Raw genomic sequence first — 21253 nt, 5'->3', positions numbered from 1 at the left:
GGGTTTTCTCTCATCAAGACAGATGCCTTTATATCAAAGGCGCTGGTTTTGGCAAAGTCCTCACTGAGTAAGCTGTCATTTTGCTCGAAGATTTGTGCAAATGGGCCGTAACTCAAAATTAACGAAAAAAATGACGCAAACGGTTGCTTTTGATGTTACGTCACAAAAAGAATTCCTCTATAATGCGCAGCCATCAGTAGAGGTGAAATCGGCATACATTCAACAAATAGAGTTTAATGTGCTGTATTCGAAAGAGTTTATGCCAATTACACCTCAATCAATTGGACATAGAGACCTAAGCACATGAGAATTTTGCGTGGCTCCCCAGCTCTTTCAGAGTTTCGTGTTAACAAGCTCCTTACCGCGTGCCGTGAACAGCAACTACCTGTAACCGGTATTTACGCCGAGTTTATGCACTTTGCTGACCTCAAGGCAGATCTCAATCCGCAAGAGTTGGAAAAGCTCGAAAAACTGCTCACTTATGGTCCAACCATTCAAGAGCATGAACCGCAAGGTTTACTGCTGTTGGTGACGCCCCGCCCCGGAACCATCTCACCTTGGTCCTCAAAAGCCACCGATATTGCCCACAACTGTGGCCTGCATGGCATCAAGCGTCTTGAGCGCGGTACGGCTTATTATGTTGAAGCAGAAGCGGCGCTGACCGCAGCACAAATCGCAACACTTAAGGCGCTGTTGCACGATCGCATGATGGAAGTCGTGTTCGCAGAACTCACCGATGCCCAGCAACTGTTCAGCGTAGCAGAGGCGGCGCCTATGAGTCAGGTCGATGTGTTAGCGGGTGGTCGCCTTGCGCTTGAAGAGGCAAACGTTTCCCTTGGTCTGGCATTGGCCGAAGATGAAATTGATTATCTGGTTGAGAGCTTCACTAAACTGGGTCGTAATCCTAACGACATTGAACTGATGATGTTTGCACAGGCGAACTCAGAGCACTGCCGCCACAAGATTTTTAATGCCGATTGGACCATTGATGGCGTTAAGCAAGATAAATCGCTGTTCAAAATGATCAAAAACACCTTTGAACAGACGCCGGATTATGTGCTTTCGGCTTATAAAGATAATGCCGCGGTAATGACTGGCTCGACCGTTGGCCGTTTCTTCCCCGACCCAGAGAGCCGTCAGTACACTTATCACCATGAAGATGCCCATATTCTGATGAAAGTGGAGACGCATAACCACCCAACGGCGATTTCGCCTTGGCCGGGGGCTTCGACTGGCTCTGGCGGTGAAATTCGTGATGAGGGCGCAACCGGTATTGGCGGCAAGCCCAAAGCGGGCTTGGTGGGTTTTACTACTTCGAACTTGCGTATTCCCGGTTTTGAACAGCCATGGGAAAGCGACTTTGGTAAGCCAAGCCGTATTGTGAATGCGTTGGATATCATGCTGGAAGGGCCACTTGGCGGCGCGGCGTTCAACAACGAATTTGGTCGCCCCAACCTACTTGGGTATTTCCGCACTTATGAAGAAAAAGTGACCTCGCATGCCGGTGAAGAGGTGCGTGGTTATCACAAGCCGATCATGATTGCCGGCGGTCTGGGTAATATCCGTGCCGAACATATCCAGAAAAAAGAGATCCCTGTGGGGGCAAAACTGATCGTGCTCGGTGGCCCAGCGATGAACATCGGTCTCGGTGGCGGCGCTGCCTCTTCGATGGCTTCTGGCCAGTCTGCTGAAGATCTGGATTTTGCTTCTGTGCAGCGTGAAAACCCTGAGATGGAGCGCCGCTGTCAGGAAGTGATTGACCGTTGTTGGCAGCTTGGTGACAAAAACCCAATCGCCTTTATCCACGATGTGGGCGCGGGTGGTATCTCTAACGCTCTGCCTGAGCTGGTGAATGACGGCGATCGCGGTGGTAAATTCCAGCTGCGCAACGTGCCGAATGATGAGCCGGGCATGAGCCCATTGGAAATCTGGTGTAACGAATCGCAAGAGCGTTATGTGCTGGCGGTTGCTGCGGAAGATATGCCGCTGTTTGATGCGATTTGCCAGCGCGAACGCGCACCATATGCTGTGGTGGGTGAAGCGACCGAAGAGCGTCATTTGACGCTGGAAGATAGCCACTTTACTAACACGCCGATTGATATGCCAATGGATATTCTGTTGGGTAAGCCGCCGAAAATGCATCGTGAAGCGAGCACTCTGAAAGTGGCTAGCCCAGCCTTAGAGCGTTCTGGTATTGAGCTTAATGAAGCGGTGGATCGCGTACTGCGTTTACCTGCAGTCGCAGAAAAAACGTTCCTGATCACCATTGGTGACCGTTCAGTGACTGGCTTAGTCGCGCGGGATCAAATGGTCGGCCCATGGCAAGTTCCCGTCGCAAACTGCGCAGTAACGGCCGCGAGTTTTGATTCTTACCACGGCGAAGCCATGTCGATGGGGGAGCGTACCCCAGTTGCGCTGCTGGACTTCGGTGCCTCCGCACGTTTAGCGGTCGGTGAAGCCATTACCAACATTGCCGCAACCGATATTGGCGAGCTGAAACGCATCAAACTTTCGGCGAACTGGATGTCTCCAGCGGGCCATCCGGGTGAAGATGCCGGTCTGTATGAAGCGGTGAAAGCGGTCGGTGAAGAGCTTTGTCCAGCACTGGGTATCACTATCCCAGTCGGTAAAGATTCGATGTCGATGAAAACTAAGTGGCAGGAAAATGGCGAGCAGAAAGAAGTGACTTCGCCGCTGTCACTCATCATCACTGCTTTCGCACGTGTGGAAGACATTCGCAAGACCGTGACGCCACAACTGCGTACTGACCTTGGTGAGACAAGCTTAATCTTGATTGATTTGGGTAATGGTCAAAATCGTCTTGGCGCAACCGCATTGGCGCAAGTGTACAAACAGTTGGGTGATAAGCCGGCTGATGTGGATAACGCGGCGCAGCTCAAAGGCTTTTTTGATGCAGTACAAACGCTGGTACGTAACGACAAGCTGGTGGCTTATCACGACAAAGGCGACGGTGGTTTATTGGTGACGTTGGCGGAAATGGCCTTTGCGGGTCACTGTGGTATTAAAGCCAATATTGAAACCTTGGGTGATGATGTTCTGGCGGCACTGTTCAATGAAGAGCTTGGCGCTGTGATTCAGGTGAAAAATGATGAGTTGAATGCCGCTCTGGCAACGCTTGCCGCCCATGGCTTAGAAGCGTGTGCTCACGTGATTGGTGAAGTAGAAGCGTCCGATCGTCTGCTGATCACTTGTGGTGAAGAAGTTTTGATTGAGCGCTCTCGTACTGAGCTGCGTACTATCTGGGCGGAAATGACCCACAAGATGCAAGCTCTGCGTGATAACTCAGCCTGTGCCGATCAAGAGTTTGCGGCCAAACAAGATAACCGCGACCCAGGCTTGAATGCGAAGTTAACCTACGATGTGCAAGCCGACGTTGCTGCGCCGTACATCGCCAAAGGTGTGCGTCCGAAAATGGCGATTTTGCGTGAGCAAGGCGTCAACTCACACGTTGAGATGGCGGCAGCGTTTGACCGCGCTGGTTTTGATGCGGTTGATGTGCATATGAGCGACATTCTGACTGGGCAAACCGTGCTCGATTCTTACCAAGGTCTGGTGGCTTGTGGTGGCTTCTCTTACGGTGACGTACTGGGTGCGGGTGAAGGTTGGGCTAAATCGATTCTGTTTAACGCCCAAGCGCGTGAGCAGTTTGAGCAATTCTTCCAACGTAAAGATACTTTCTCACTTGGGGTGTGTAACGGCTGTCAAATGCTGTCTAACCTGCGTGATTTGATCCCGGGTGCTGAGCTATGGCCACGTTTTGTGCGTAACGAGTCGGATCGTTTTGAAGCGCGCTTTAGCTTAGTCGAAGTGCAAAAATCGCCATCGCTGTTCTTTAGCGAGATGGCGGGCTCAAGAATGCCGATTGCGGTTTCTCATGGTGAAGGTCGTGTGGAAGTGCGTGATGCTCAGCATCTGGCGGCAATTGAGCAATCTGGCACCGTAGCGATTCGTTTCGTGGATAACTTTGGTCAGCCAACCCAAGCTTACCCAAGCAACCCGAACGGTTCACCGAATGCGATTACCGGCTTAACCACTCAAGATGGCCGTGTGACGATTATGATGCCGCACCCTGAGCGTGTATTCCGTACTGTCGCCAACTCGTGGCACCCAGATAACTGGGGTGAGAACGGCGCTTGGATGCGTATGTTCCAGAATGCTCGTAAATATTTTGGCTAATTGATTTAAGCTTAAGCACAACAAAAAGCGCAGAGAACTTCTGCGCTTTTTTCGTTTTGTCAGCCCCGATTTGAAAGGGCGCTTTGCGATAACCGTTGATTTAGCGGAATTGGCCGACTTGCGGTAAAAATTCAAAACCAGCGCTCGCTAACTTAGCTTCTAACGCGCTGCGATCAATATCGAAATAGTTAACCAATTTATCCAAATCGCCACCAAAGTCGTCACGCAGTTTCATGTTAATGATGCTCATCAGCATGATCGGATCCATAGTGGCAAAATTCGCGAGATTCATGGTGATCAATCCTCAAAATCGGAAATCAGTAAATTCGCCGCTGCAAACGCCGCTTTTTCTCGTGCCGCCAGTGGCAGGGCGGTATCAGCCGCAATCTCGTTTAATGCACGTACAGCGCAGCTGATGGCTTGCGGAATATAGCCTTGATCACCACTACCAATTTGCGCGTAAAGCTCGCGTACCAGTTCGCAACAGTCATAAACTTTCATCAGGGTGTCCTCAAATGATAACTGATCTCAATATACCTTGAGAGCAGAGAAATACCAAACCCACTGCTTGCGCTAGCGCAAGATAATCGAGAGCTTGTTGAATTGTTGAGCACTCATGGACAGCCTATTTAAAGCGGTTGCAATGAGGTTAATAGAAAAGAAATGAGGTTAATAGCAAAAGAGATTAGGTAATAAAAAAGCTGCCCGAAGGCAGCCTTTGTCAGCGAATGTGACCGAAAATTAGGCCAGTTTGGTTTGGATAAAGTCGATGATGGATGCCATCGCCACCGCTTCTTTTTCACCACTACGACGATTTTTGTATTCGAAGTGACCTTCATCCATGCTGCGATCACCAATGATGATGGTGTGTGGCACGCCGATCAGTTCCATATCTGAGAACATGACGCCCGGACGCTCTTTACGATCATCAAACAGCACTTCGATGCCTGCAGCTGTCAATTCTGCATACAATTTTTCAGCGGCTTGCTGAACACGCTCAGATTTGTGCATGTTCATCGGCACAATAGCCACTTGGAAAGGTGCAATCGCATCAGGCCAGATGATGCCGTAATCGTCATGGTTTTGTTCGATGGCTGCCGCGACGACGCGAGAGACGCCGATACCGTAGCAACCCATCTCAAGAATGACGTTTTTACCGTTTGAATCGAGTACGCCACAGTTCATCTTTTCAGAGTAGTTGGTACCCAATTGGAAGATGTGACCCACTTCGATCCCGCGCTTGAGCATCAGTGTGCCTTTGCCACATGGGCTTGGATCGCCTTCAACCACATTACGCAGATCGTCGACTTTACCCAGTTCAACATCACGACCCCAGTTGATACCGAAGTAGTGTTTGCCATCGATGTTCGCGCCTGCGCCGAAATCGTTCATCACAGCAACGGTGCGGTCAACAATGAAGGGCAGTTTCAGGCCGACAGGGCCTAATGAGCCAGGGCCAGCACCGATCAGCGCGCGAATCTCTTCTTCGCTGGCCATTTCCAGCGGCGAGGCCACTTCGGCCAGTTTCTCGGCTTTGATTTCGTTCAGTTCATGGTCACCACGGATGATCAGCGCAACGATAGGCGCATCAATTTCATCTGAGGCTTTGACAAATAAGGTTTTCACCGTTTTTTCGATAGGCAGACCGTGCTGCTCAACCAATTCTGCGATGGTTTTGGCGTTAGGGGTATCAACCAAGGTCATCGCTTGCGTAGGCGCTGGGCGCTCAATCGCCGGTGCAACCGCTTCCGCTTTTTCGATGTTGGCTGCGTAATCCGATTCGGTTGAGAAGGCGATCAGATCTTCGCCACTTTCCGCCAGTACGTGGAATTCGTGTGAGCCGTTACCACCGATAGCACCAGTATCGGCTAGCACTGGGCGGTAATCGAGGCCCATACGGTCAAACGCTTTGCAATACGCAACGTGCATGGCTTCGTAGGATTTTTCTAGGCCCGCTTTGTCGATATCAAAGCTGTACGCATCCATCATGCAGAATTCACGGGCACGCATCACACCAAAACGTGGACGGCGTTCATCACGGAATTTGGTTTGAATTTGGTACAAGTTCAGTGGCAACTGCTTGTAAGAGCTCACCTCATTACGGACCAGCGCCGTGATTACTTCTTCCGCTGTTGGGCTTAAAACAAACGGACGCTCATGGCGGTCAGTAAAGCGCAGTAGCTCTGGGCCCATTTTTTCAGAGCGACCAGTCTCTTCCCACAATTCAAACGGCTGCACCACCGGCATCAAGGTTTCGATTGCACCGGCATTATCGATCTCTTGGCGAACGATGTTTTCGACTTTACGCAGTACACGCAGACCAGTAGGCAGCCAAGTATAGAGACCTGAAGCCAGCTTACGGATCATACCTGCACGGAGCATGAGCTTATGGCTCACAACTTCTGCGTCGTTTGGAGTCTCCTTCAGAGTGGAAAGAAGATATTTACTGGTACGCATTCTATGGTATCCGTTTCATCAAAGTTTAAAGGATCGCTTTAACAGGAGTGACGTCATTCCCTTCTTACTGCAAGCGGCAGGCGTGTTGGCTAAGTGGATGCAGCCCAATCACACAGTCTCTCTATGCTTATGCTGATTCACTCACTTGCCATCTATCTGCCACTCGAAGTGGTTTGGGGATCTAAAGCGAAATTGGGCGCTAATAATATCAGCCAAATGGTTTTGTCAAAAGGGTTCAATTGCGTTGACAACGATTGCTTCAGCGTTAACCGTAAATTTCACGTTCCAATCGTACAAATTCACCGCATATAACTTATCGTCAGCGCGATGTTTTTTGTAAGCCGGGCGCGGATCTTGCGCTAACACTTCACGGATCACTGCTTGGCGAATCTTACCTTCAGGATGTGCCTGGAGCATTTGCCACGCTGCATCACAGAAGGTAACCGCCATGCGTTGTGGCTCTTGCTCGGCATAGCCACCTTGCGCGTCGGTAATGGAGTCGGAGTAGGGGATATAAGGTTTGATATCAATGATCGGTGTGCCATTGACCAAGTCGACGCTTCCGAGCTCTAAATAATATTGATCGCCTTCTTTGCTTACCCCTTTTAACTCGACCGCTGACATGCCAATCCCATTAGGGCGAAAAGTTGCTCGTGAAGCGAAAACACCCACTCGTTCATTACCACCAAGACGAGGTGGACGTACGGTTGGTTTCCAACCTGCGGCGAGGTTTTGGTCGAACAAAAACAGCAGCCAGACATGGCTAAATTGCTCTATGCCACGAATGGATTCAGCGCAGTTGCACTCACCGAGCAATTTGACTCTTGCGGTCGCGCTTGGCACCAAACGTGGTTGACGAGGTACGGCAAATTTTTCTTGGTATGGGCTTTCAATAATTGCAATAGGTTCAATGGGATACATGTTTTTTATCGATATTCACGCGATGTTGGGGAAAAAAATAGCATAGCTAGACGTAAAAATCGCTTGCAAATCACCTTGAGAATAATTATTAATTAAAATGTTATAACATAACAATTTGAGGTTTTGAGTTTAAGATGAAAGCAGGCATTCATCCCGATTACCGTAAAGTGGTGTTCCACGATACCACGGTTGATCACTATTTTGTGGTTGGTTCTACTTTGCAAACCGATCGCACCATTGAGTGGGAAGGCAAAACTTACCCCTACATTACCATCGAGGTTTCGTCAGAATCTCACCCGTTCTATACCGGTAAACAACGTGTGGTACAAAAAGAAGGTCGCGTTGCGAACTTCACTCGTCGTTTCGGTCAGTTTGCTAAGGAGTCAAAATGAAAGTGCTCAGCTCGCTAAAAAGCGCTAAAAATCGTCACCCAGATTGTCAAATTGTCAAACGCCGTGGCCGTTTGTATGTGATCTGCAAATCAAATCCTCGCTTTAAAGCCGTTCAGCGCTAGTAGGATGAGAGTTATCTCTTGAGCCAAAGCCTGCGCATATCGCAGGCTTTTTTATATTCAGAAAATGTCATTACCCAGTGCGCTTAGCCAAAATTCTGTCCAGATGATTGGCAAACTCGCGCCGTTCGGTCTGCGAAAGGGCGGCAGGGCCGCCGGTTTGAATACCGCTGGCGCGCATGGTGTCCATAAAATCGCGAATATTCAGGCGCGCTTTGATGGTCTCTTTGGTGTACAGCTCACCGCGTGGATTGAGCGCCAAACCGCCTTTGCTGATCACTTCATCCGCGAGGGGAATATCTGCCGTTATGACCAAATCGCCCGCTTCGGTGCGTCTGACTATCTCATTGTCGGCAATATCAAACCCTGAAGAGACTTGTAGCGCGCGAATGTTGTCGCGTTTGGGCAGTGGGATCAGATGATTGGCGACAAAGGTGCATTCAACGCCTGTACGCTCAGCGGCGCGGATCAGCGTTTCACGGATCACTTTCGGACACGCATCGGCGTCTACCCAAATCTTCATGCTTGTCCTCCTTTGTTTGTGCTTTCGAGTGCTTCAATACGCGCTGTAAGCTGTAAAATCGTCTGTTCTAATTGTTCAATGCGCTGCTCAAGGCTCGGGTCAGTATTTGTCGTGGCGACTTCGACTTTGGGGATGCGTTGGGTACTTTTCCAACTTTTTATCGTGGCAATAATCGCAGGCATTGGCACTGGCGTTTTTAAACGCGCTTTGACCAGTGCGACAGAAGGCTCTTTGCCTTGCTGCTGCAGGCTATTGAGGATCTCTTCCAGCTCATGAGACACGTCTTTGGTCAGCATAATCTTTCCTTATTCGGGTTTGCCGCCATCTTACTGAGAAACACTCGCGAGCAAAAGGGGCAATCGTTTGTGAGAGATCGCTTACACCTTGTGTAAGCAAAAACAGTGAATTGATGCAGGAATAACGAGGGGTTTTGCTTATCTGTTTGATTTTTAATGCCTATTTTATTGGTTGGGTTTGGGGGCTTAGCCTGTAGGCCCGTAGCCGCTTGTACGAAAAAGCAAAACGGGTAAATTATCTCTTGTCGAAGGAAATGACCTAGGAACTGTGATTCTCAGGATGAGAAGTGGTGAGGATGACCACAAGCAGGAAGCCGGACACGCATAAGGAATGCGTCAGCGCACAGTGAGGTGAGCAGCAAGGATGATTCAGGATACTCTAGGGATGTGAGAGGGAACCCCATCAGGACGATGGTAAGGACACCGCTCAAGGAACAAGTGATGAAGGCTGAATAGGATTATTCGGCATCAGGACGAATAGGACACCGCTAGGATGGCGATGCTCGGAGTTCGCTGAAAGGATCAGCCCGTTAAGGATGATGCATGGAGCACATTCAAGTAGCCGGATGCTGCGACTAAGATTAAGCCCCGACACCTGTGTCGGGGCTTTCCTTAATCTCCCTTTCGAGCATAAGAACCTGCGTTAATCAGGCCAAATTGGTCACAATATTGGCTAACAAAAAAATAAGCGCATATCAGGTTCTTGATAAACCATAAAAATAACAACGTCAGCAGGCTTTACCTCGTGTCATTCGATCCTTGATATGGACGAGGTCATTGTAAATAAAATAGCGCCTTTCTATCTGGGAAGGCGCTATTTCCGTTTGATTTTTCTGCTATACAAGGAATGTCCGTGACCATAGCGACCCGAAGAACGCTACTTATCCCTTACACTGAGGCGTTTGAGTCAGATTTTTTGGTGCTCAATTACTGTGTGAAAAACCGCGCCCTGATGAACGGGCCGACGACCGTAGCGGCAGCGAAACAGCTTTTTCAGCGGGTATTGCATGATTCTTCACTGTACGCGATGGCCGTGCTGGATAACTATAACCGTGAGTACATGGGGCATGTCTTTATCGAATTTGAGAGTGAAGGGCGCGCTGAGTTGGGCTTTCTATTTGATAAAGCCTACTGGGGACAAGGATTCGCCAGTGAAGCGTTGAATGCCTTTTTCCCCAATATGTGTCAGCGTTTTGGTTTACAGCATGTGGTCGCAACCATTAAAGCGCAACATGAAGCTGCGCGTACTATTTTGCAAAAGCTCGGTTTTATCCACGCCATGGATGTGGATGAATTTTATGGCCCATGTAGCCAATTTGTCTGGACGGCTGAAGCGGATAGGCTTAGCCCATCCGGTGTGGTGGCAGAGCAAAACCTACCGTTCTAAATCCCCGCATTTCTAACTGACCTTGGTAACAATCGTCGCCAAGTGAGGAAAACTCAAACAAGTAAATGGTGTGCCAACGCCACTGGCCAGAGGGCGTTTTGAATTTATGCTGGCCAAAGGCGACGTTAAGTAACTGTAAATCAAGCTTATCGCAGTGGCGTTGAATCGCTTGTTTGGCGATTTCCGCTTGATGGCGCTGCTGCCAAAACAGAAATCCCGCAAAACAGAGCGCCAGTATCAAGAGCAAATCGCCAATCATGAATTATCCTCGTGTCATCTGCTGTAACTGCTCTAGAGCCTGCGCCAACTCTGGTGATGGGCTGGCGTGCAATAGAGGCAGCATCACTCCCCGTAGTGCGGGCAGCATGACCACGTCCGCGAACAATTGATTAAATAAGGGTTGATTTTGAGTTTGCGCTAAGCGAACTAAAAAGCGTTGCGCACGGCCGCTATTTTCTAGGCTCATCCAACTGCGTCCTGCAAGCGCAATCAGCACTTCTGGATGGCAAATTGCGGGAGAGGCGAGAATCGCATCGCAAGTCGCATCAAGGATATTGGCAGGCGCTCCGGCCAAGGCTCTCACTAGAGCCGCGAGCAAAAACAGATCTGGATCGCTGGCTTTGACTTCCGCCTCCGCAAGCTCACTTAAGCGTTTCGCCAGTTTTTCCGGTAAGGTGACATGCTCTAATGCCCCGAGCACAGCGTAAAGTGGCTGGGCGGGCAAATGAGTCAGGGCTTTACGGAGCAATACGCCGTTTTGTTCTTGCTCTAAACGGGCACAAAGATCGGTAATCCCTTGCAAACCCACCGTATGCCACTTATCCCAGCCTAAACCGCCAGAAAAATAGTGCTGAGTGTGTTCGTAGTATTGGCTGCAGGCTAGACCAAGCTGCGCGCGGATCTGGCTATGCAGCATCGCGAGTTTGTCTTCACTGGGTTTGAAAGTGTAAGGATTATTGGCGAGCTTCTGTTGCTGCTCTTCCGTCAAAGATTGATGGAGTCGGCTGCCCATCGCTTCGAGCAGATATTGAATAAATTGCCCGACATCGGCTTGTTGCAGTAAGCCACGTTCATCAAGTGCAAATTTGAGCATCCAGATCCAAGGTTGGCGCTGCTCATTCCAATACACGATAGCGAATTGTGCATGACGTTGTAGCGGAAACGGGTAAGCTTGTTGACCTAATTCCACTTGAGCAAATTGGCGGTTATCCATCGCTTGCACGCGGCGTCCGAGATCAAAAATTTGGTACTGGCAACCGCTATTTTGCAGCAGAGCCGTGAGGGTACGAATAGTGTCCATGCGGAAATTGATCCTAACTTTCTTTCTCCAATAAATGGTACTCTATGGCACTTTTTCAAGGTCATCATAGAAATAAACCGGACGAATTATGCAGTTCAACGCCGTATTGGTGAAGTTACTCGATGAGTTGGAAGTCAGATTGCGTGCTGCGCAATTGTGGCAAGCGACCCCGCCTTCTTCACAAGCTCTCGCCAGCCAAGAGCCCTTTGCAGTGGATACTCTGTTGCCTCACGAGTGGCTGCAGTGGATTTTTCTGCCCAAAATGCAACAGGCGATCGCCCAAAATGCGGTGCCGCGTGGTTTCGCGTTGGAGCCGTATTTCTCAGAAGTGTGGCAACGTGAGCCACGTTATCAAGCGGTGCTTGTGGTCATTCAACAAATCGACAAGGTCTGCCAATAGATGCTCGAGATTGTTTATCAAGATGAATATTTGGTCGCAGTCAATAAACCGGCTGGCATGTTGGTGCACCGTTCATGGCTCGACAAGCATGAAACCGAGTTTGTGATGCAGACCCTGCGCGATCAAATTGGTCAGCACGTTTTCCCGCTACACCGTTTGGATCGCCCGACATCCGGCGTTTTAGTGTTTGCGCTTTCGAGTCAAATTGCATCCGATGTGATGCCGATGTTTGCCAATCATGAGATGGAGAAAACCTACCACGCCATTGTGCGCGGCTGGATTGAAGAGGCGAATGTGCTCGATTATCCACTCAAAGAAGAGCTCGACAAAATTGCCGATAAATTTGCCAAGCAAGATAAAGAAGCGCAGTCGGCGGTGACGGCTTATCGGCCACTCGCCAAAGTGGAACTGCCCATTGCCACGGGAAAGTTTGCCACTACCCGCTATTGCTTGATGGAGCTGCAACCGAAGACCGGGCGCAAACATCAGCTACGTCGTCACATGGCACATCTGCGTCATCCGATAGTGGGAGATACCACGCATGGGGATGGTGTGCATAATCGACTGTTTCGAGAACACTTTTCTGCTCAGCGTTTAATGCTGCATGCCAGCGAGTTACGTTTTATGCACCCTTATACCCAGCAGCCGTTAGTGATTCGTGCAGGTTTGGATGACGTCTGGCAAGGTTTGTTGTGTGAGTTTGGTTGGCAAGAGTCGCTACTAAGCAGCGCTGATTGATTGTTAAAATATGCCCAATAAAAAAGCCTTCATCATGAAGGCTTTTCTCTTTCTGATTTCTACCTCTGCGACGTTAAGCGGCGGGTGGAAAGGACTATTTGGCCAGATAGTCGCGAATTGCGCGCTCAATGCCTGCTGCATCTAAGCCTAGTTCTGCATGCATCTCTTCTTGCGTGCCTTGCACGATGAACTGATCCGGTAGGCCGAGATTGAGAACCGGCTTGAGCTGCTTCTCTTTCATCATAAACTCAATCACGCCAGCCCCTGCGCCACCGGCAATCGCATTTTCTTCCAATGTCACTAGGACATCATGAGTTTGGGCGAGTTGTTTGATGAGGGCTTCATCCAGTGGTTTAACAAAGCGCATGTCGGCCACTGTCGCGTTGAGTTTTTCAGCGGCTTCTAAAGCGTTAGGCAGCAGAGTACCGAAACTCAAAATCGCGACTTTCTCACCTTCGCAGGCCGTGCTTTCACGCATTAAGCGGCCTTTGCCGATTTCCAACGCGGTAAAGTTGCTCTCTAGCTCAACGCCCATGCCATTACCGCGTGGGTAACGCACGGCACTGGGGCCTTGATGTTGATGACCCGTGTAGAGCATTTGGCGACATTCATTTTCATCCGCCGGAGCCATGATCAGCATGTTCGGAATGCAGCGCATGTAGCTTAAATCAAACGCACCTTGGTGAGTTTGACCATCGGCTCCGACAATCCCCGCGCGGTCGATGGCAAACATCACCGGCAAGTTCATGATCGCCACATCATGGATCAGTTGATCGTAACCACGCTGTAAGAAGGTGGAGTAAATCGCCACAATCGGGTGATACCCCGCAATAGCCATACCGGTTGCCAGCGTGACTGCGTGCTGTTCGGCAATCGCCACATCAAAGTATTGGCTTGGGTACTCTTTGGAGAAACGTACCATGCCAGAGCCTTCACGCATGGCTGGGGTAATCGCCATCAACTTAGGATCTTGCGCCGCCATATCACACAGAAAATCGCCAAAGATTTTCGAAAAAGTGGGCTTAGTATTGCTGCTTTTGGGTAAGCTGTGATGGCTTGGATCAAACTTAGGCACGCCGTGATAGCCAATCGGATCTTTTTCCGCAGGCGCGTAGCCTTTGCCTTTTTTGGTCATCACGTGGAGGAACTGTGGTCCTTTTAGCTCACGCATGTTTTTCAGGGTTTTGATCAGTTCCAGTACGTCATGGCCATCCACAGGGCCAATGTAGTTAAAGCCGAGCTCTTCAAATAGCGTACCGGGGACCACCATGCCTTTGAGATGCTCTTCGGTGCGACGAACCAGCTCTTTGATTGGCGGAATGCCAGACAGCACTTTCTTGCCGCCTTCGCGAATAGAAGTGTACAGACTGCCAGACAGCACTTGCGCTAAATGGTTGTTCAGTGCGCCGACATTCTCTGAAATCGACATTTCATTGTCATTGAGTACGACCAGCATATCAGGGTGCACATCCCCCGCGTGGTTCATGGCTTCAAACGCCATGCCTGCGGTGATCGCTCCATCGCCAATCACACTGACCACTTTACGGTCTTTACCTTCTTTACCCGCACAGATTGCCATGCCGAGTGCAGCACTGATCGAGGTGGAAGAGTGACCCACCGAGAGGGTGTCGTATTCACTCTCTTCACGCCATGGGAAAGGGTGTAAACCGCCTTTTTGGCGAATGGTTGGCATCTGATCACGACGACCAGTCAAAATTTTATGTGGGTAAGCCTGATGACCCACATCCCAGATCAGATGATCAAATGGGGTGTGGTAGACGTAATGCAGCGCAACCGTCAGCTCAACGGTGCCTAATCCTGAGGCCAAATGACCGCTGGATTGGCTCACCGAGTTGAGCAAATAGGTACGTAACTCGTCACACAGCTTAGGCAGCACTTCTTTTGGAAGGCTGCGCAGTTCGTCTGGCGTATTCGCCAGAGCCAGTGTTGGGTATTTTGAGATATCAAGAGTCATAAGTATGCGCGCTTATTGTTTAGTTCTTGCGCTCGACGACATATCGGGCGAACTCTTCCAGATGCTCCGTATTGTAGGGAATTGCTTCTAAAGCCAGAAGCGCTTCTTGTAACAGAGAGTGTGCTTTTTGTTGTGCTCCCTCTAAGCCTAAAAGAGCAGGGTAGGTACTTTTATTTAATTCTTGGTCAGAACCCTGTGGTTTACCAAGGGTTTCGGTATCGCTAATGATATCGAGAATGTCATCTTGGACTTGAAACGCGAGGCCAACCGCTTCTGCGTAGCGATCAAGATGCGGTAGCATGGCGCGGCCTTTTTCACCAGCAGCTAAAGCACCTAAACGGATTGCGCAGCGCATTAAAGCGCCGGTTTTATTGCGATGAATGGTTTCCAATTCTTCTAGTGAAACTAAGCGATTTTCCGCCGCCAGGTCTAACGCTTGACCAAGACACATGCCTTGCGCGCCAGAAGCTTCAGCTAGGGCTTGGATCATGGCGATGCGCTGTGTTTCGCCTGCAGCAGAAAGAGGGCCCTCCGCCAAAATAGTAAACGCCAGTGTTTGCAGGGCATCGCCGGTTAAAATGGCGGTCGCTTCATCAAACTGGATATGGCAAGTGGGCTTGCCGCGGCGCAGTTCATCATCATCCATGGCAGGTAAATCGTCATGGATCAGCGAATAAGCGTGAATACACTCTACAGCAGAAGCTGGAGTGTCTAAGTCGCTAAGTTCACAGCCGAGCATTTGTCCAGTGATGTATACCAAATATGGCCGAGCCCGTTTGCCGCCAAGCAGTAACCCGTAACGCATCGCCTCGATTAAAGGCAAGGTTTGAAAAGGAATACGGTTTAGCCACTGATCCAGTTGCTGGTTATTTCGCTGTTGGTATGAGGATAACGCCTCGATCATAGGACACTCATCTTTGTCGGTTGTTCTGGCTGTGGAGCTGGTTACTCTGCTACATCGCTAAAATCGCTGAGCGGGGCATCATCACGGTTACTGAGCAAAATTCGCACACGCTGCTCGGCATCGTCTAGTTTGAGCTGGCCAGCTCTGGCTAATGAGATACCACGCTCGAATTTGCGCAGTGCTTCGTCCAGCGCCAGATCGCCACTTTCTAGCTGTTCGACCAACTGTTCCAGCTCTTCGATGGTTGACTCAAAGGACATGTTTTCCGGTTTCTTACTCGCCATATTTTTTATGCCTTACTTAAGATGCACGAAAGTTACCTCAGGGGGCTTGGCTGGTCAAATTTAACCAAGCGATTTTGTCAGAAATAGAAGGCTTTTTTACCGTGTCAGATAACGAAATGGAAAAAAGTCCACAAAGTCATAAATCGAAGGCCAAAAACTCTGCGCGTGATAGGTGCATCTCTGCCAGTTTTGCGTATACACTTGACTAAGGTTTTTTCCGTCTATTCTGACAATTTCATTAAAGAATTTATTCTGTTGCCGATAATGAAGGTAAGATTTTCATTATCGCGAGTGTGTAGCCTGAGGAGTGCTTCGTGGATTTAGCAACACTGGTTGGTCTTATTGGCGGCTTAGCTTTCGTGGTTATGGCGATGGTACTGGGCGGCAGCATAATGATGTTCGTTGACGTGGTATCCATCCTTATCGTCGTCGGCGGATCGGTGTTTGTCGTGCTAATGAAATTTGAGATGGGGCAGTTTTTTGGTGCGGCTAAAATTGCAGGCAAGGCCTTTATGTTTAAGACCGATACGCCCGAAGATTTGATTGCTAAAATCGTTGAAATGGCCGATGCCGCTCGTAAAGGGGGATTTTTAGCACTGGAAGAGATGGAAATTCCCAACTCGTTTATGCAAAAGGGGATTGACCTTTTGGTGGATGGTCACGATGCGGATGTGGTGCGAGCTACCTTGCAAAAAGACATAGCATTAACCGATGAGCGCCACAGCAAGGGTACCCAAGTATTTCGCGCCTTTGGTGATGTTTCGCCTGCGATGGGGATGATCGGAACTCTGGTCGGTCTGGTTGCTATGCTGTCCAACATGGATGACCCGAAGTCGATTGGTCCTGCAATGGCGGTAGCTTTGTTAACTACGCTTTACGGTGCCATGTTGTCTAACATGGTGTTTTTCCCGATTGCCGATAAGCTTGCATTGCGTCGAGATCAGGAAACCCTTAACCGCCGTCTGATCATGGATGGCGTTTTAGCGATTCAAGATGGGCAAAACCCTAGAGTTATCGATAGTTATTTGAAAAACTACCTCAACGCAAGTAAACGTGTACTTGATGTGGATAAAGAGTAACGGGGTCGACTATGGATGACGAACAACAATGTAAATGTCCTCCTCCTGGTTTACCTCAGTGGATGGGTACTTTCGCCGATTTGATGGCGCTTTTGATGTGTTTCTTCGTACTCCTGCTCTCGTTTTCGGAGATGGACGTACTAAAATTTAAGCAGATCGCAGGCTCGATGAAGTTTGCCTTTGGTGTGCAAAACCGTTTGGAAGTGAAAGATATTCCTAAAGGAACCAGTGTCATTGCTCAAGAATTTCGTCCCGGTCGCCCAGAACCGACACCGATTGATGTGATTATGCAGCAAACCATAGATATCACCCAGCAAACGCTTGAATTCCAAGAGGGTGAATCAGACCGTGCGGGCGGTAATCAACGTGATTCCGGTCAGCTTACTGGTGGTCAGTCGGCAGAAACTTCGGTGCAAGATAACCAAAACACCCAATCCGAAATGCAACAGCAGCAAGCTCAGGCGATGTCGGAGCAAATGGAGACCGTGGCGGAAAGCATCAAAAAAGCGCTGTCTAGAGAGATTGAGCAAGGGGCGATTGAAGTGGAAAACTTGGGGCAGCAGATTGATATTCGGATCCGCGAAAAAGGTGCGTTCCCAGAAGGTTCTGCATTCTTACAACCCAAATTTCGCCCTCTGGTACGCCAGATTGCCGAGTTGGTCAAAGACATTCCCGGTAAAGTGCGGGTGACAGGGCACACCGATAACCAGAAACTGGACTCTGAACTGTATCGCTCGAACTGGGATCTCTCAGCGCAGCGCGCAGTTTCGGTGGCGCAAGAGATGGAAAAGGTCAAAGATTTTGACCATCTACGACTGCAAGTGCGTGGACTGGCTGATACCCAACCGTTAGGGCCTAACGATACCGAAGCGCAACGGGCCACCAACCGCCGCGTTGAAATCAGTATTTTGCAAGGCGATCCTGTCTACAGTGACGAAGTTCCTTCACTAGGCGGTGGACAACAATAACCGAAGGTATACCCTTCCTACTTGAAGCTGCAGCGGTGTTGGCTACGTTCGTTCACCCCAATCACATAGTCTATCTATGCTCATGGGGACTCACTCACTTGCCGCCTACCTGCAACTCCAAGTAGTTTGGGTATATACACACCGACTGTAAACTAAAAAAGGCAAGCCATTGGGCTTGTCTTTTTTATGGGCTTTTCTCAATAAAGTGTGATCGTGTATAATCGCGCCCCTTTAGCGGTAAGCGCTTTGCCAAGGTTTACCTGCTGCTCGCCAGATTGTCTAACTCAGATTGCGAATAACTGTATGAAATTTATCGTTAAACCCCATCCGGAAATTTTTGTGAAAAGTGAATCGGTACGTAAGCGTTTCACAAAGATCCTTGAAAGCAATATTCGAATTATTGTGAAAGCCCGCACACAAGGGGTGGCGGTATTCAATCGTCGTGATCATATTGAAGTGACGTCAAACAGCGATACTTATTACTCTGAAGTGTTGGAGATTCTGACCACCACACCAGGTATCCAGCAAGTGTTGGAAGTGCAGCAATCAACCTTTACCGATCTGCACAACATCTACGAGCAAGTGCTGGAGCTAAATCGCGCTAACCTCGAAAACAAAACCTTTGTCGTGCGCGCGAAACGCCGTGGTAAGCATGATTTTACCTCTATTGAACTCGAACGTTATGTTGGGGGTGGCCTCAATCAAGCCATCGCCAGTGCCAAGGTAAAATTGATTAACCCTGATGTGACCGTGCAAGTGGAAGTGGTCGATGAGCTGCTCAACCAAGTGATCGCGCGTCATAAAGGTTTAGGTGGTTTCCCTCTGGGTACCCAAGAAGATGTATTGAGCCTGATTTCTGGTGGCTTCGACTCCGGTGTGTCGAGCTATCTGCACATTAAACGTGGTTCAAAAGTGCATTACTGCTTCTTTAATCTAGGTGGCCCTGCCCACGAAATTGGTGTGAAGCAAACCGCTTACTACCTGTGGCAAAAATACGGTTCATCGGCCAAAGTGCGATTTATCGCGATCGATTTTGCTCCTGTGGTGGCTGAGATCCTCGAGAAAATCGATGATGGTCAAATGGGCGTGGTGCTCAAGCGTATGTTTATGCGCACCGCCGGTATGGTGGCTGAGAAGTTTGGCATTCAAGCTTTGGTTACGGGTGAAGCGCTAGGTCAGGTTTCTAGCCAAACCCTGACTAACCTGCGCCATATCGATAACGTGACTGATACTTTGATTCTGCGTCCGCTCATCAACTGGGATAAAGAGGATATCATCCGTCTGGCGCGTGAAATTGGTACGGAAGATTTCGCCAAAACCATGCCTGAATTCTGCGGGGTGATTTCAAAAAGCCCAACGGTCAAAGCGGTAAAAGAGAAATTGGAAGAAGAAGAAGCCAAATTCGATTTTGCTCTGCTTGATCAAGTGGTGTACAACGCACGCCAAATCGACATTCGTGATATTGGTAAAGAGTCACTGGAAAAAGCCCCTGAAGTGGAGCTGGTTAACAGCGCAGAAGAGGGCAACGCCGTCGTACTGGATATTCGTAGCCCAGACGAAGAGGACGAAAGCCCACTAGAGATTGCGGGTGTGGAAGTGAAGCATCTGCCTTTCTATAAGCTTGCGACTCAATTTGGTGACCTCGATCAGTCAAAAACCTACTTGCTGTACTGCTCACGTGGCGTGATGAGCCGCTTGCAAGCGCTGTACCTGCAAGAGCAAGGGTTTAACAATGTGAAAGTCTATCGCCCATAGTCCATTGTCGATAGTTCATTGCCCATAACGTGATCATGAATAGATGAAACGCAGAGTTTGCTCAGCAGGCTCTGCGTTTTTTTGCTTTATACCCTTCCTATTTGAAGCAGCTGCGGTGTTGGCTACGCTCGTTCACCCCAATCACATAGTTTGCCTATGCTCATGGGGATTATGAGAGCCATCCTTGGCTCTCACCAAAGGCCAGCCGATGGCTGTGCAAATTTGTTCCAGACAAATTTGTCACTTACTTGCCGCTTACCTGCAACGCCAAGTAGTTTGTGTATAAGTGTAGTATTTACTGGGTTGGAGCTAAAAATGCAGATAAAAAAACACCGCCTAAAGGCGGTGCTAAAAATTTGACAGACAGGTCAAAAATAAATACAGGAAGTATTTGTTTTGTGGCAGGGATAACTGCACAAAACGGGTGGTAGAAACTACCTAACTCGAATTTCGAGTTTGCAAACACAACATCGCAACAACTAAGCCTATTGATTTACAAGGAAATCAAGCCGTTCAGGCCGCCGTTGCGCGGTGAAATATAGATTTTCTCTGGTCTGTTAGCAACGGACAAATTATAATGTTTCAGATAAAAAAAACTAATCTCTAATTGAGTGCCTCTATGTCCAGAAGATTACCACCTCTGAATTCGTTAAAAGTGTTTGAAGCGGCCGCTCGCCATTTGAGTTTTACCCGAGCAGCTGAAGAATTATTTGTGACGCAGGCCGCAGTTAGCCACCAAATCAAAGCATTAGAAGAGTTTTTAGGCTTGAAACTCTTTCGTCGTCGTAATCGCTCTTTATTGCTGACCGAAGAGGGGCAAAGTTATTTCCTCGACATAAAAGATATTTTTAGTTCATTAGCTGAAGCGACCGATAAATTACTTGAGCGCAGTGAAAAAGGGGCGCTGACCATCAGTTTGCCGCCGAGTTTTGCGATTCAATGGTTAGTGCCACGTTTGGCGGATTTTAACCAGCAAGAGCCGGATATTGATGTGCGCATTAAGGCCGTCGATATGGATGAAGGTTCGCTTACCGATGATGTGGATGTGGCGATTTATTATGGCCGAGGCAGTTGGCCGGGCTTGCGCGCCGATAAGTTGTATCAGGAGTTTTTGATCCCACTCTGTTCTCCGGCGTTGTTGCTGGGTAACAAGCCAATGGAGAAATTAAGCGATTTGGCTTATCACACCTTGTTGCACGATACCTCGCGTAAAGACTGGAAACAATTTGCCAAAGAGAATGGCCTTGATAACGTCAATGTTAACCATGGGCCGATCTTCAGTCATTCAACCATGGTGTTGCAAGCGGCTGCGCATGGGCAAGGTGTCGCGTTAGGCAATAACGTGTTAGCGCAACCAGAAATTGATGCTGGTCGCTTGATTGCCCCTTTTGATGAGGTATTGATGACCAATAACGCCTTCTATGTGGTGTGCCATGAAAAGCAGGCGGATATGGGACGGATCGCCACTTTCCGCGATTGGATGCTCAAAAAAGCGCGCAGTGAGCAAGTGGATATTTTGCAACATAAGCACAACCAGTAAATTCGGGTTATGAGGTAA

23 protein-coding genes are annotated in these 21253 nt (G+C 49.1%); 11 read left to right on the top strand and 12 right to left on the bottom strand.

Features of this window, described 5'->3' with window-relative positions:
- The first annotated feature begins 100 nt into the window (after nucleotides 1-100).
- Nucleotides 101-307: a hypothetical protein gene (locus R4537_RS14955; protein WP_000533378.1), complete on the top strand. Its 207-nt coding sequence runs from the start codon at nucleotides 101-103 to the stop codon at nucleotides 305-307.
- Nucleotides 304-4197: a phosphoribosylformylglycinamidine synthase gene (gene purL, locus R4537_RS14950; RefSeq protein ID WP_071179650.1), complete on the top strand. Its 3894-nt coding sequence runs from the start codon at nucleotides 304-306 to the stop codon at nucleotides 4195-4197. The genes R4537_RS14955 and purL overlap by 4 nt, the downstream gene beginning before the upstream one ends.
- Before the next feature lie 100 nt (nucleotides 4198-4297).
- Here the strand turns inward: purL and R4537_RS14945 are convergent, their stop codons facing one another.
- From R4537_RS14945 to tsaA, 4 genes are all read right to left on the bottom strand, one after another.
- A complete protein-coding gene (locus R4537_RS14945) occupies nucleotides 4298-4489 on the bottom strand; it encodes a DUF4250 domain-containing protein (protein ID WP_001046693.1) in 192 nt (63 codons plus the stop codon).
- A 5-nt stretch (nucleotides 4490-4494) separates the two neighbouring features.
- The gene (locus R4537_RS14940; RefSeq protein WP_000870111.1) at nucleotides 4495-4698 is read right to left on the bottom strand and encodes a YaeP family protein; all 204 of its coding nucleotides are present in this window, start codon (nucleotides 4696-4698) and stop codon (nucleotides 4495-4497) included.
- A 240-nt stretch (nucleotides 4699-4938) separates the two neighbouring features.
- Entirely contained in the window at nucleotides 4939-6654 is a 1716-nt protein-coding gene (locus R4537_RS14935; RefSeq protein ID WP_071179651.1) for a proline--tRNA ligase, read from the bottom strand.
- Between the two features lie 225 nt (nucleotides 6655-6879).
- Complete coding sequence (tsaA, locus tag R4537_RS14930; protein WP_071179652.1) at nucleotides 6880-7575, bottom strand: tRNA (N6-threonylcarbamoyladenosine(37)-N6)-methyltransferase TrmO; 696 nt, start codon at nucleotides 7573-7575, stop codon at nucleotides 6880-6882.
- A 134-nt stretch (nucleotides 7576-7709) separates the two neighbouring features.
- Between tsaA and R4537_RS14925 the strand changes: the two genes are divergently transcribed.
- Both R4537_RS14925 and ykgO read left to right on the top strand, forming a co-directional pair.
- A complete protein-coding gene (locus tag R4537_RS14925) occupies nucleotides 7710-7967 on the top strand; it encodes a type B 50S ribosomal protein L31 (protein WP_000643440.1) in 258 nt (85 codons plus the stop codon).
- Nucleotides 7964-8089, top strand: a complete 126-nt coding sequence (gene ykgO / locus R4537_RS14920; protein WP_000866542.1) for a type B 50S ribosomal protein L36 — start codon at nucleotides 7964-7966, stop codon at nucleotides 8087-8089. The genes R4537_RS14925 and ykgO overlap by 4 nt, the downstream gene beginning before the upstream one ends.
- 70 nt (nucleotides 8090-8159) lie before the next feature.
- On the opposite strand, the gene R4537_RS14915 is transcribed toward ykgO, so the two are convergent.
- Together R4537_RS14915 and R4537_RS14910 are read right to left on the bottom strand one after the other, a co-directional pair.
- Nucleotides 8160-8609 (bottom strand): YaiI/YqxD family protein, encoded by a 450-nt coding sequence (locus R4537_RS14915; protein ID WP_000708225.1) that lies wholly within the window; start codon nucleotides 8607-8609, stop codon nucleotides 8160-8162.
- A complete protein-coding gene (locus R4537_RS14910) occupies nucleotides 8606-8905 on the bottom strand; it encodes a hypothetical protein (RefSeq protein ID WP_000956109.1) in 300 nt (99 codons plus the stop codon). The genes R4537_RS14915 and R4537_RS14910 overlap by 4 nt, the downstream gene beginning before the upstream one ends.
- A gap of 853 nt (nucleotides 8906-9758) precedes the next feature.
- On the opposite strand from R4537_RS14910, the gene R4537_RS14905 reads away from it, so the two are divergent.
- The gene (locus R4537_RS14905) at nucleotides 9759-10292 is read left to right on the top strand and encodes a GNAT family N-acetyltransferase (RefSeq protein ID WP_080483654.1); all 534 of its coding nucleotides are present in this window, start codon (nucleotides 9759-9761) and stop codon (nucleotides 10290-10292) included.
- Here the strand turns inward: R4537_RS14905 and R4537_RS14900 are convergent.
- On the bottom strand, nucleotides 10249-10551 hold the full coding sequence (locus R4537_RS14900; protein ID WP_000578705.1) for a DUF3301 domain-containing protein: 303 nt from the start codon (nucleotides 10549-10551) through the stop codon (nucleotides 10249-10251). The genes R4537_RS14905 and R4537_RS14900 overlap by 44 nt on opposite strands.
- A gap of 3 nt (nucleotides 10552-10554) precedes the next feature.
- Nucleotides 10555-11592 carry a DUF3549 family protein gene (locus R4537_RS14895; RefSeq protein ID WP_000379751.1) on the bottom strand — a complete coding sequence of 346 codons (1038 nt, stop codon included), beginning with the start codon at nucleotides 11590-11592 and terminating at the stop codon, nucleotides 10555-10557.
- A gap of 88 nt (nucleotides 11593-11680) precedes the next feature.
- Here R4537_RS14895 and R4537_RS14890 point away from each other — a divergent pair, with 88 nt between their 5' ends.
- On the top strand, nucleotides 11681-11992 hold the full coding sequence (locus R4537_RS14890) for a YqcC family protein (RefSeq protein WP_071179653.1): 312 nt from the start codon (nucleotides 11681-11683) through the stop codon (nucleotides 11990-11992).
- Nucleotides 11993-12730 (top strand): tRNA pseudouridine(65) synthase TruC, encoded by a 738-nt coding sequence (gene truC / locus R4537_RS14885; RefSeq protein ID WP_071179654.1) that lies wholly within the window; start codon nucleotides 11993-11995, stop codon nucleotides 12728-12730.
- 94 nt (nucleotides 12731-12824) lie between these two features.
- Here truC and dxs read toward each other — a convergent pair whose 3' ends face one another.
- From dxs to R4537_RS14865, 4 genes are all read right to left on the bottom strand, one after another.
- Complete coding sequence (gene dxs, locus R4537_RS14880; RefSeq protein WP_071179655.1) at nucleotides 12825-14705, bottom strand: 1-deoxy-D-xylulose-5-phosphate synthase; 1881 nt, start codon at nucleotides 14703-14705, stop codon at nucleotides 12825-12827.
- Nucleotides 14706-14724: 19 nt separating this feature from the next.
- A complete protein-coding gene (gene ispA, locus R4537_RS14875) occupies nucleotides 14725-15609 on the bottom strand; it encodes a (2E,6E)-farnesyl diphosphate synthase (RefSeq protein ID WP_071179656.1) in 885 nt (294 codons plus the stop codon).
- A gap of 41 nt (nucleotides 15610-15650) precedes the next feature.
- Complete coding sequence (gene xseB / locus R4537_RS14870; RefSeq protein ID WP_000157112.1) at nucleotides 15651-15893, bottom strand: exodeoxyribonuclease VII small subunit; 243 nt, start codon at nucleotides 15891-15893, stop codon at nucleotides 15651-15653.
- 247 nt (nucleotides 15894-16140) lie between these two features.
- Nucleotides 16141-16350, bottom strand: coding sequence for a hypothetical protein (locus tag R4537_RS14865; protein ID WP_307732195.1), 210 nt, complete (start codon nucleotides 16348-16350; stop codon nucleotides 16141-16143).
- Between R4537_RS14865 and pomA the strand changes: the two genes are divergently transcribed.
- The 4 genes from pomA to R4537_RS14845 all read left to right on the top strand — a co-directional run bounded on the left by pomA (nucleotide 16259) and on the right by R4537_RS14845 (nucleotide 21235).
- Nucleotides 16259-16972 carry a flagellar motor protein PomA gene (gene pomA / locus R4537_RS14860; RefSeq protein WP_316245826.1) on the top strand — a complete coding sequence of 238 codons (714 nt, stop codon included), beginning with the start codon at nucleotides 16259-16261 and terminating at the stop codon, nucleotides 16970-16972. The two genes, R4537_RS14865 and pomA, sit on opposite strands and share 92 nt — an antisense overlap.
- Before the next feature lie 11 nt (nucleotides 16973-16983).
- Nucleotides 16984-17940 carry a flagellar motor protein MotB gene (locus tag R4537_RS14855; RefSeq protein WP_000340825.1) on the top strand — a complete coding sequence of 319 codons (957 nt, stop codon included), beginning with the start codon at nucleotides 16984-16986 and terminating at the stop codon, nucleotides 17938-17940.
- Between the two features lie 303 nt (nucleotides 17941-18243).
- Nucleotides 18244-19695, top strand: coding sequence for a tRNA uracil 4-sulfurtransferase ThiI (thiI, locus tag R4537_RS14850; RefSeq protein WP_071179658.1), 1452 nt, complete (start codon nucleotides 18244-18246; stop codon nucleotides 19693-19695).
- Between the two features lie 619 nt (nucleotides 19696-20314).
- Nucleotides 20315-21235 carry a transcriptional regulator GcvA gene (locus R4537_RS14845; protein WP_000091135.1) on the top strand — a complete coding sequence of 307 codons (921 nt, stop codon included), beginning with the start codon at nucleotides 20315-20317 and terminating at the stop codon, nucleotides 21233-21235.
- The last annotated feature ends 18 nt before the right edge of the window (nucleotides 21236-21253 follow it).

Source organism: Vibrio paracholerae (genome assembly GCF_037672085.1).
In the GTDB taxonomy this organism is placed as follows: domain Bacteria; phylum Pseudomonadota; class Gammaproteobacteria; order Enterobacterales; family Vibrionaceae; genus Vibrio; species Vibrio cholerae.
The sequence above is the reverse complement of the archived record's forward strand: the minus strand, read 5'-3'. Positions and strand labels throughout refer to the sequence as shown.

Coding starts and splice junctions, on each gene's coding strand:
- R4537_RS14955 (WP_000533378.1), top strand. CDS start 101: ATGGGCCGTAACTCAAAATTAACGAAAAAAATGACGCAAACGGTTGCT.
- purL (WP_071179650.1), top strand. CDS start 304: ATGAGAATTTTGCGTGGCTCCCCAGCTCTTTCAGAGTTTCGTGTTAAC.
- R4537_RS14945 (WP_001046693.1), bottom strand. CDS start 4,489: ATGAATCTCGCGAATTTTGCCACTATGGATCCGATCATGCTGATGAGC.
- R4537_RS14940 (WP_000870111.1), bottom strand. CDS start 4,698: ATGAAAGTTTATGACTGTTGCGAACTGGTACGCGAGCTTTACGCGCAA.
- R4537_RS14935 (WP_071179651.1), bottom strand. CDS start 6,654: ATGCGTACCAGTAAATATCTTCTTTCCACTCTGAAGGAGACTCCAAAC.
- tsaA (WP_071179652.1), bottom strand. CDS start 7,575: ATGTATCCCATTGAACCTATTGCAATTATTGAAAGCCCATACCAAGAA.
- R4537_RS14925 (WP_000643440.1), top strand. CDS start 7,710: ATGAAAGCAGGCATTCATCCCGATTACCGTAAAGTGGTGTTCCACGAT.
- ykgO (WP_000866542.1), top strand. CDS start 7,964: ATGAAAGTGCTCAGCTCGCTAAAAAGCGCTAAAAATCGTCACCCAGAT.
- R4537_RS14915 (WP_000708225.1), bottom strand. CDS start 8,609: ATGAAGATTTGGGTAGACGCCGATGCGTGTCCGAAAGTGATCCGTGAA.
- R4537_RS14910 (WP_000956109.1), bottom strand. CDS start 8,905: ATGCTGACCAAAGACGTGTCTCATGAGCTGGAAGAGATCCTCAATAGC.
- R4537_RS14900 (WP_000578705.1), bottom strand. CDS start 10,551: ATGATTGGCGATTTGCTCTTGATACTGGCGCTCTGTTTTGCGGGATTT.
- R4537_RS14895 (WP_000379751.1), bottom strand. CDS start 11,592: ATGGACACTATTCGTACCCTCACGGCTCTGCTGCAAAATAGCGGTTGC.
- R4537_RS14890 (WP_071179653.1), top strand. CDS start 11,681: ATGCAGTTCAACGCCGTATTGGTGAAGTTACTCGATGAGTTGGAAGTC.
- truC (WP_071179654.1), top strand. CDS start 11,993: ATGCTCGAGATTGTTTATCAAGATGAATATTTGGTCGCAGTCAATAAA.
- dxs (WP_071179655.1), bottom strand. CDS start 14,705: ATGACTCTTGATATCTCAAAATACCCAACACTGGCTCTGGCGAATACG.
- ispA (WP_071179656.1), bottom strand. CDS start 15,609: ATGATCGAGGCGTTATCCTCATACCAACAGCGAAATAACCAGCAACTG.
- xseB (WP_000157112.1), bottom strand. CDS start 15,893: ATGGCGAGTAAGAAACCGGAAAACATGTCCTTTGAGTCAACCATCGAA.
- pomA (WP_316245826.1), top strand. CDS start 16,259: ATGGCGATGGTACTGGGCGGCAGCATAATGATGTTCGTTGACGTGGTA.
- R4537_RS14855 (WP_000340825.1), top strand. CDS start 16,984: ATGGATGACGAACAACAATGTAAATGTCCTCCTCCTGGTTTACCTCAG.
- thiI (WP_071179658.1), top strand. CDS start 18,244: ATGAAATTTATCGTTAAACCCCATCCGGAAATTTTTGTGAAAAGTGAA.
- R4537_RS14845 (WP_000091135.1), top strand. CDS start 20,315: ATGTCCAGAAGATTACCACCTCTGAATTCGTTAAAAGTGTTTGAAGCG.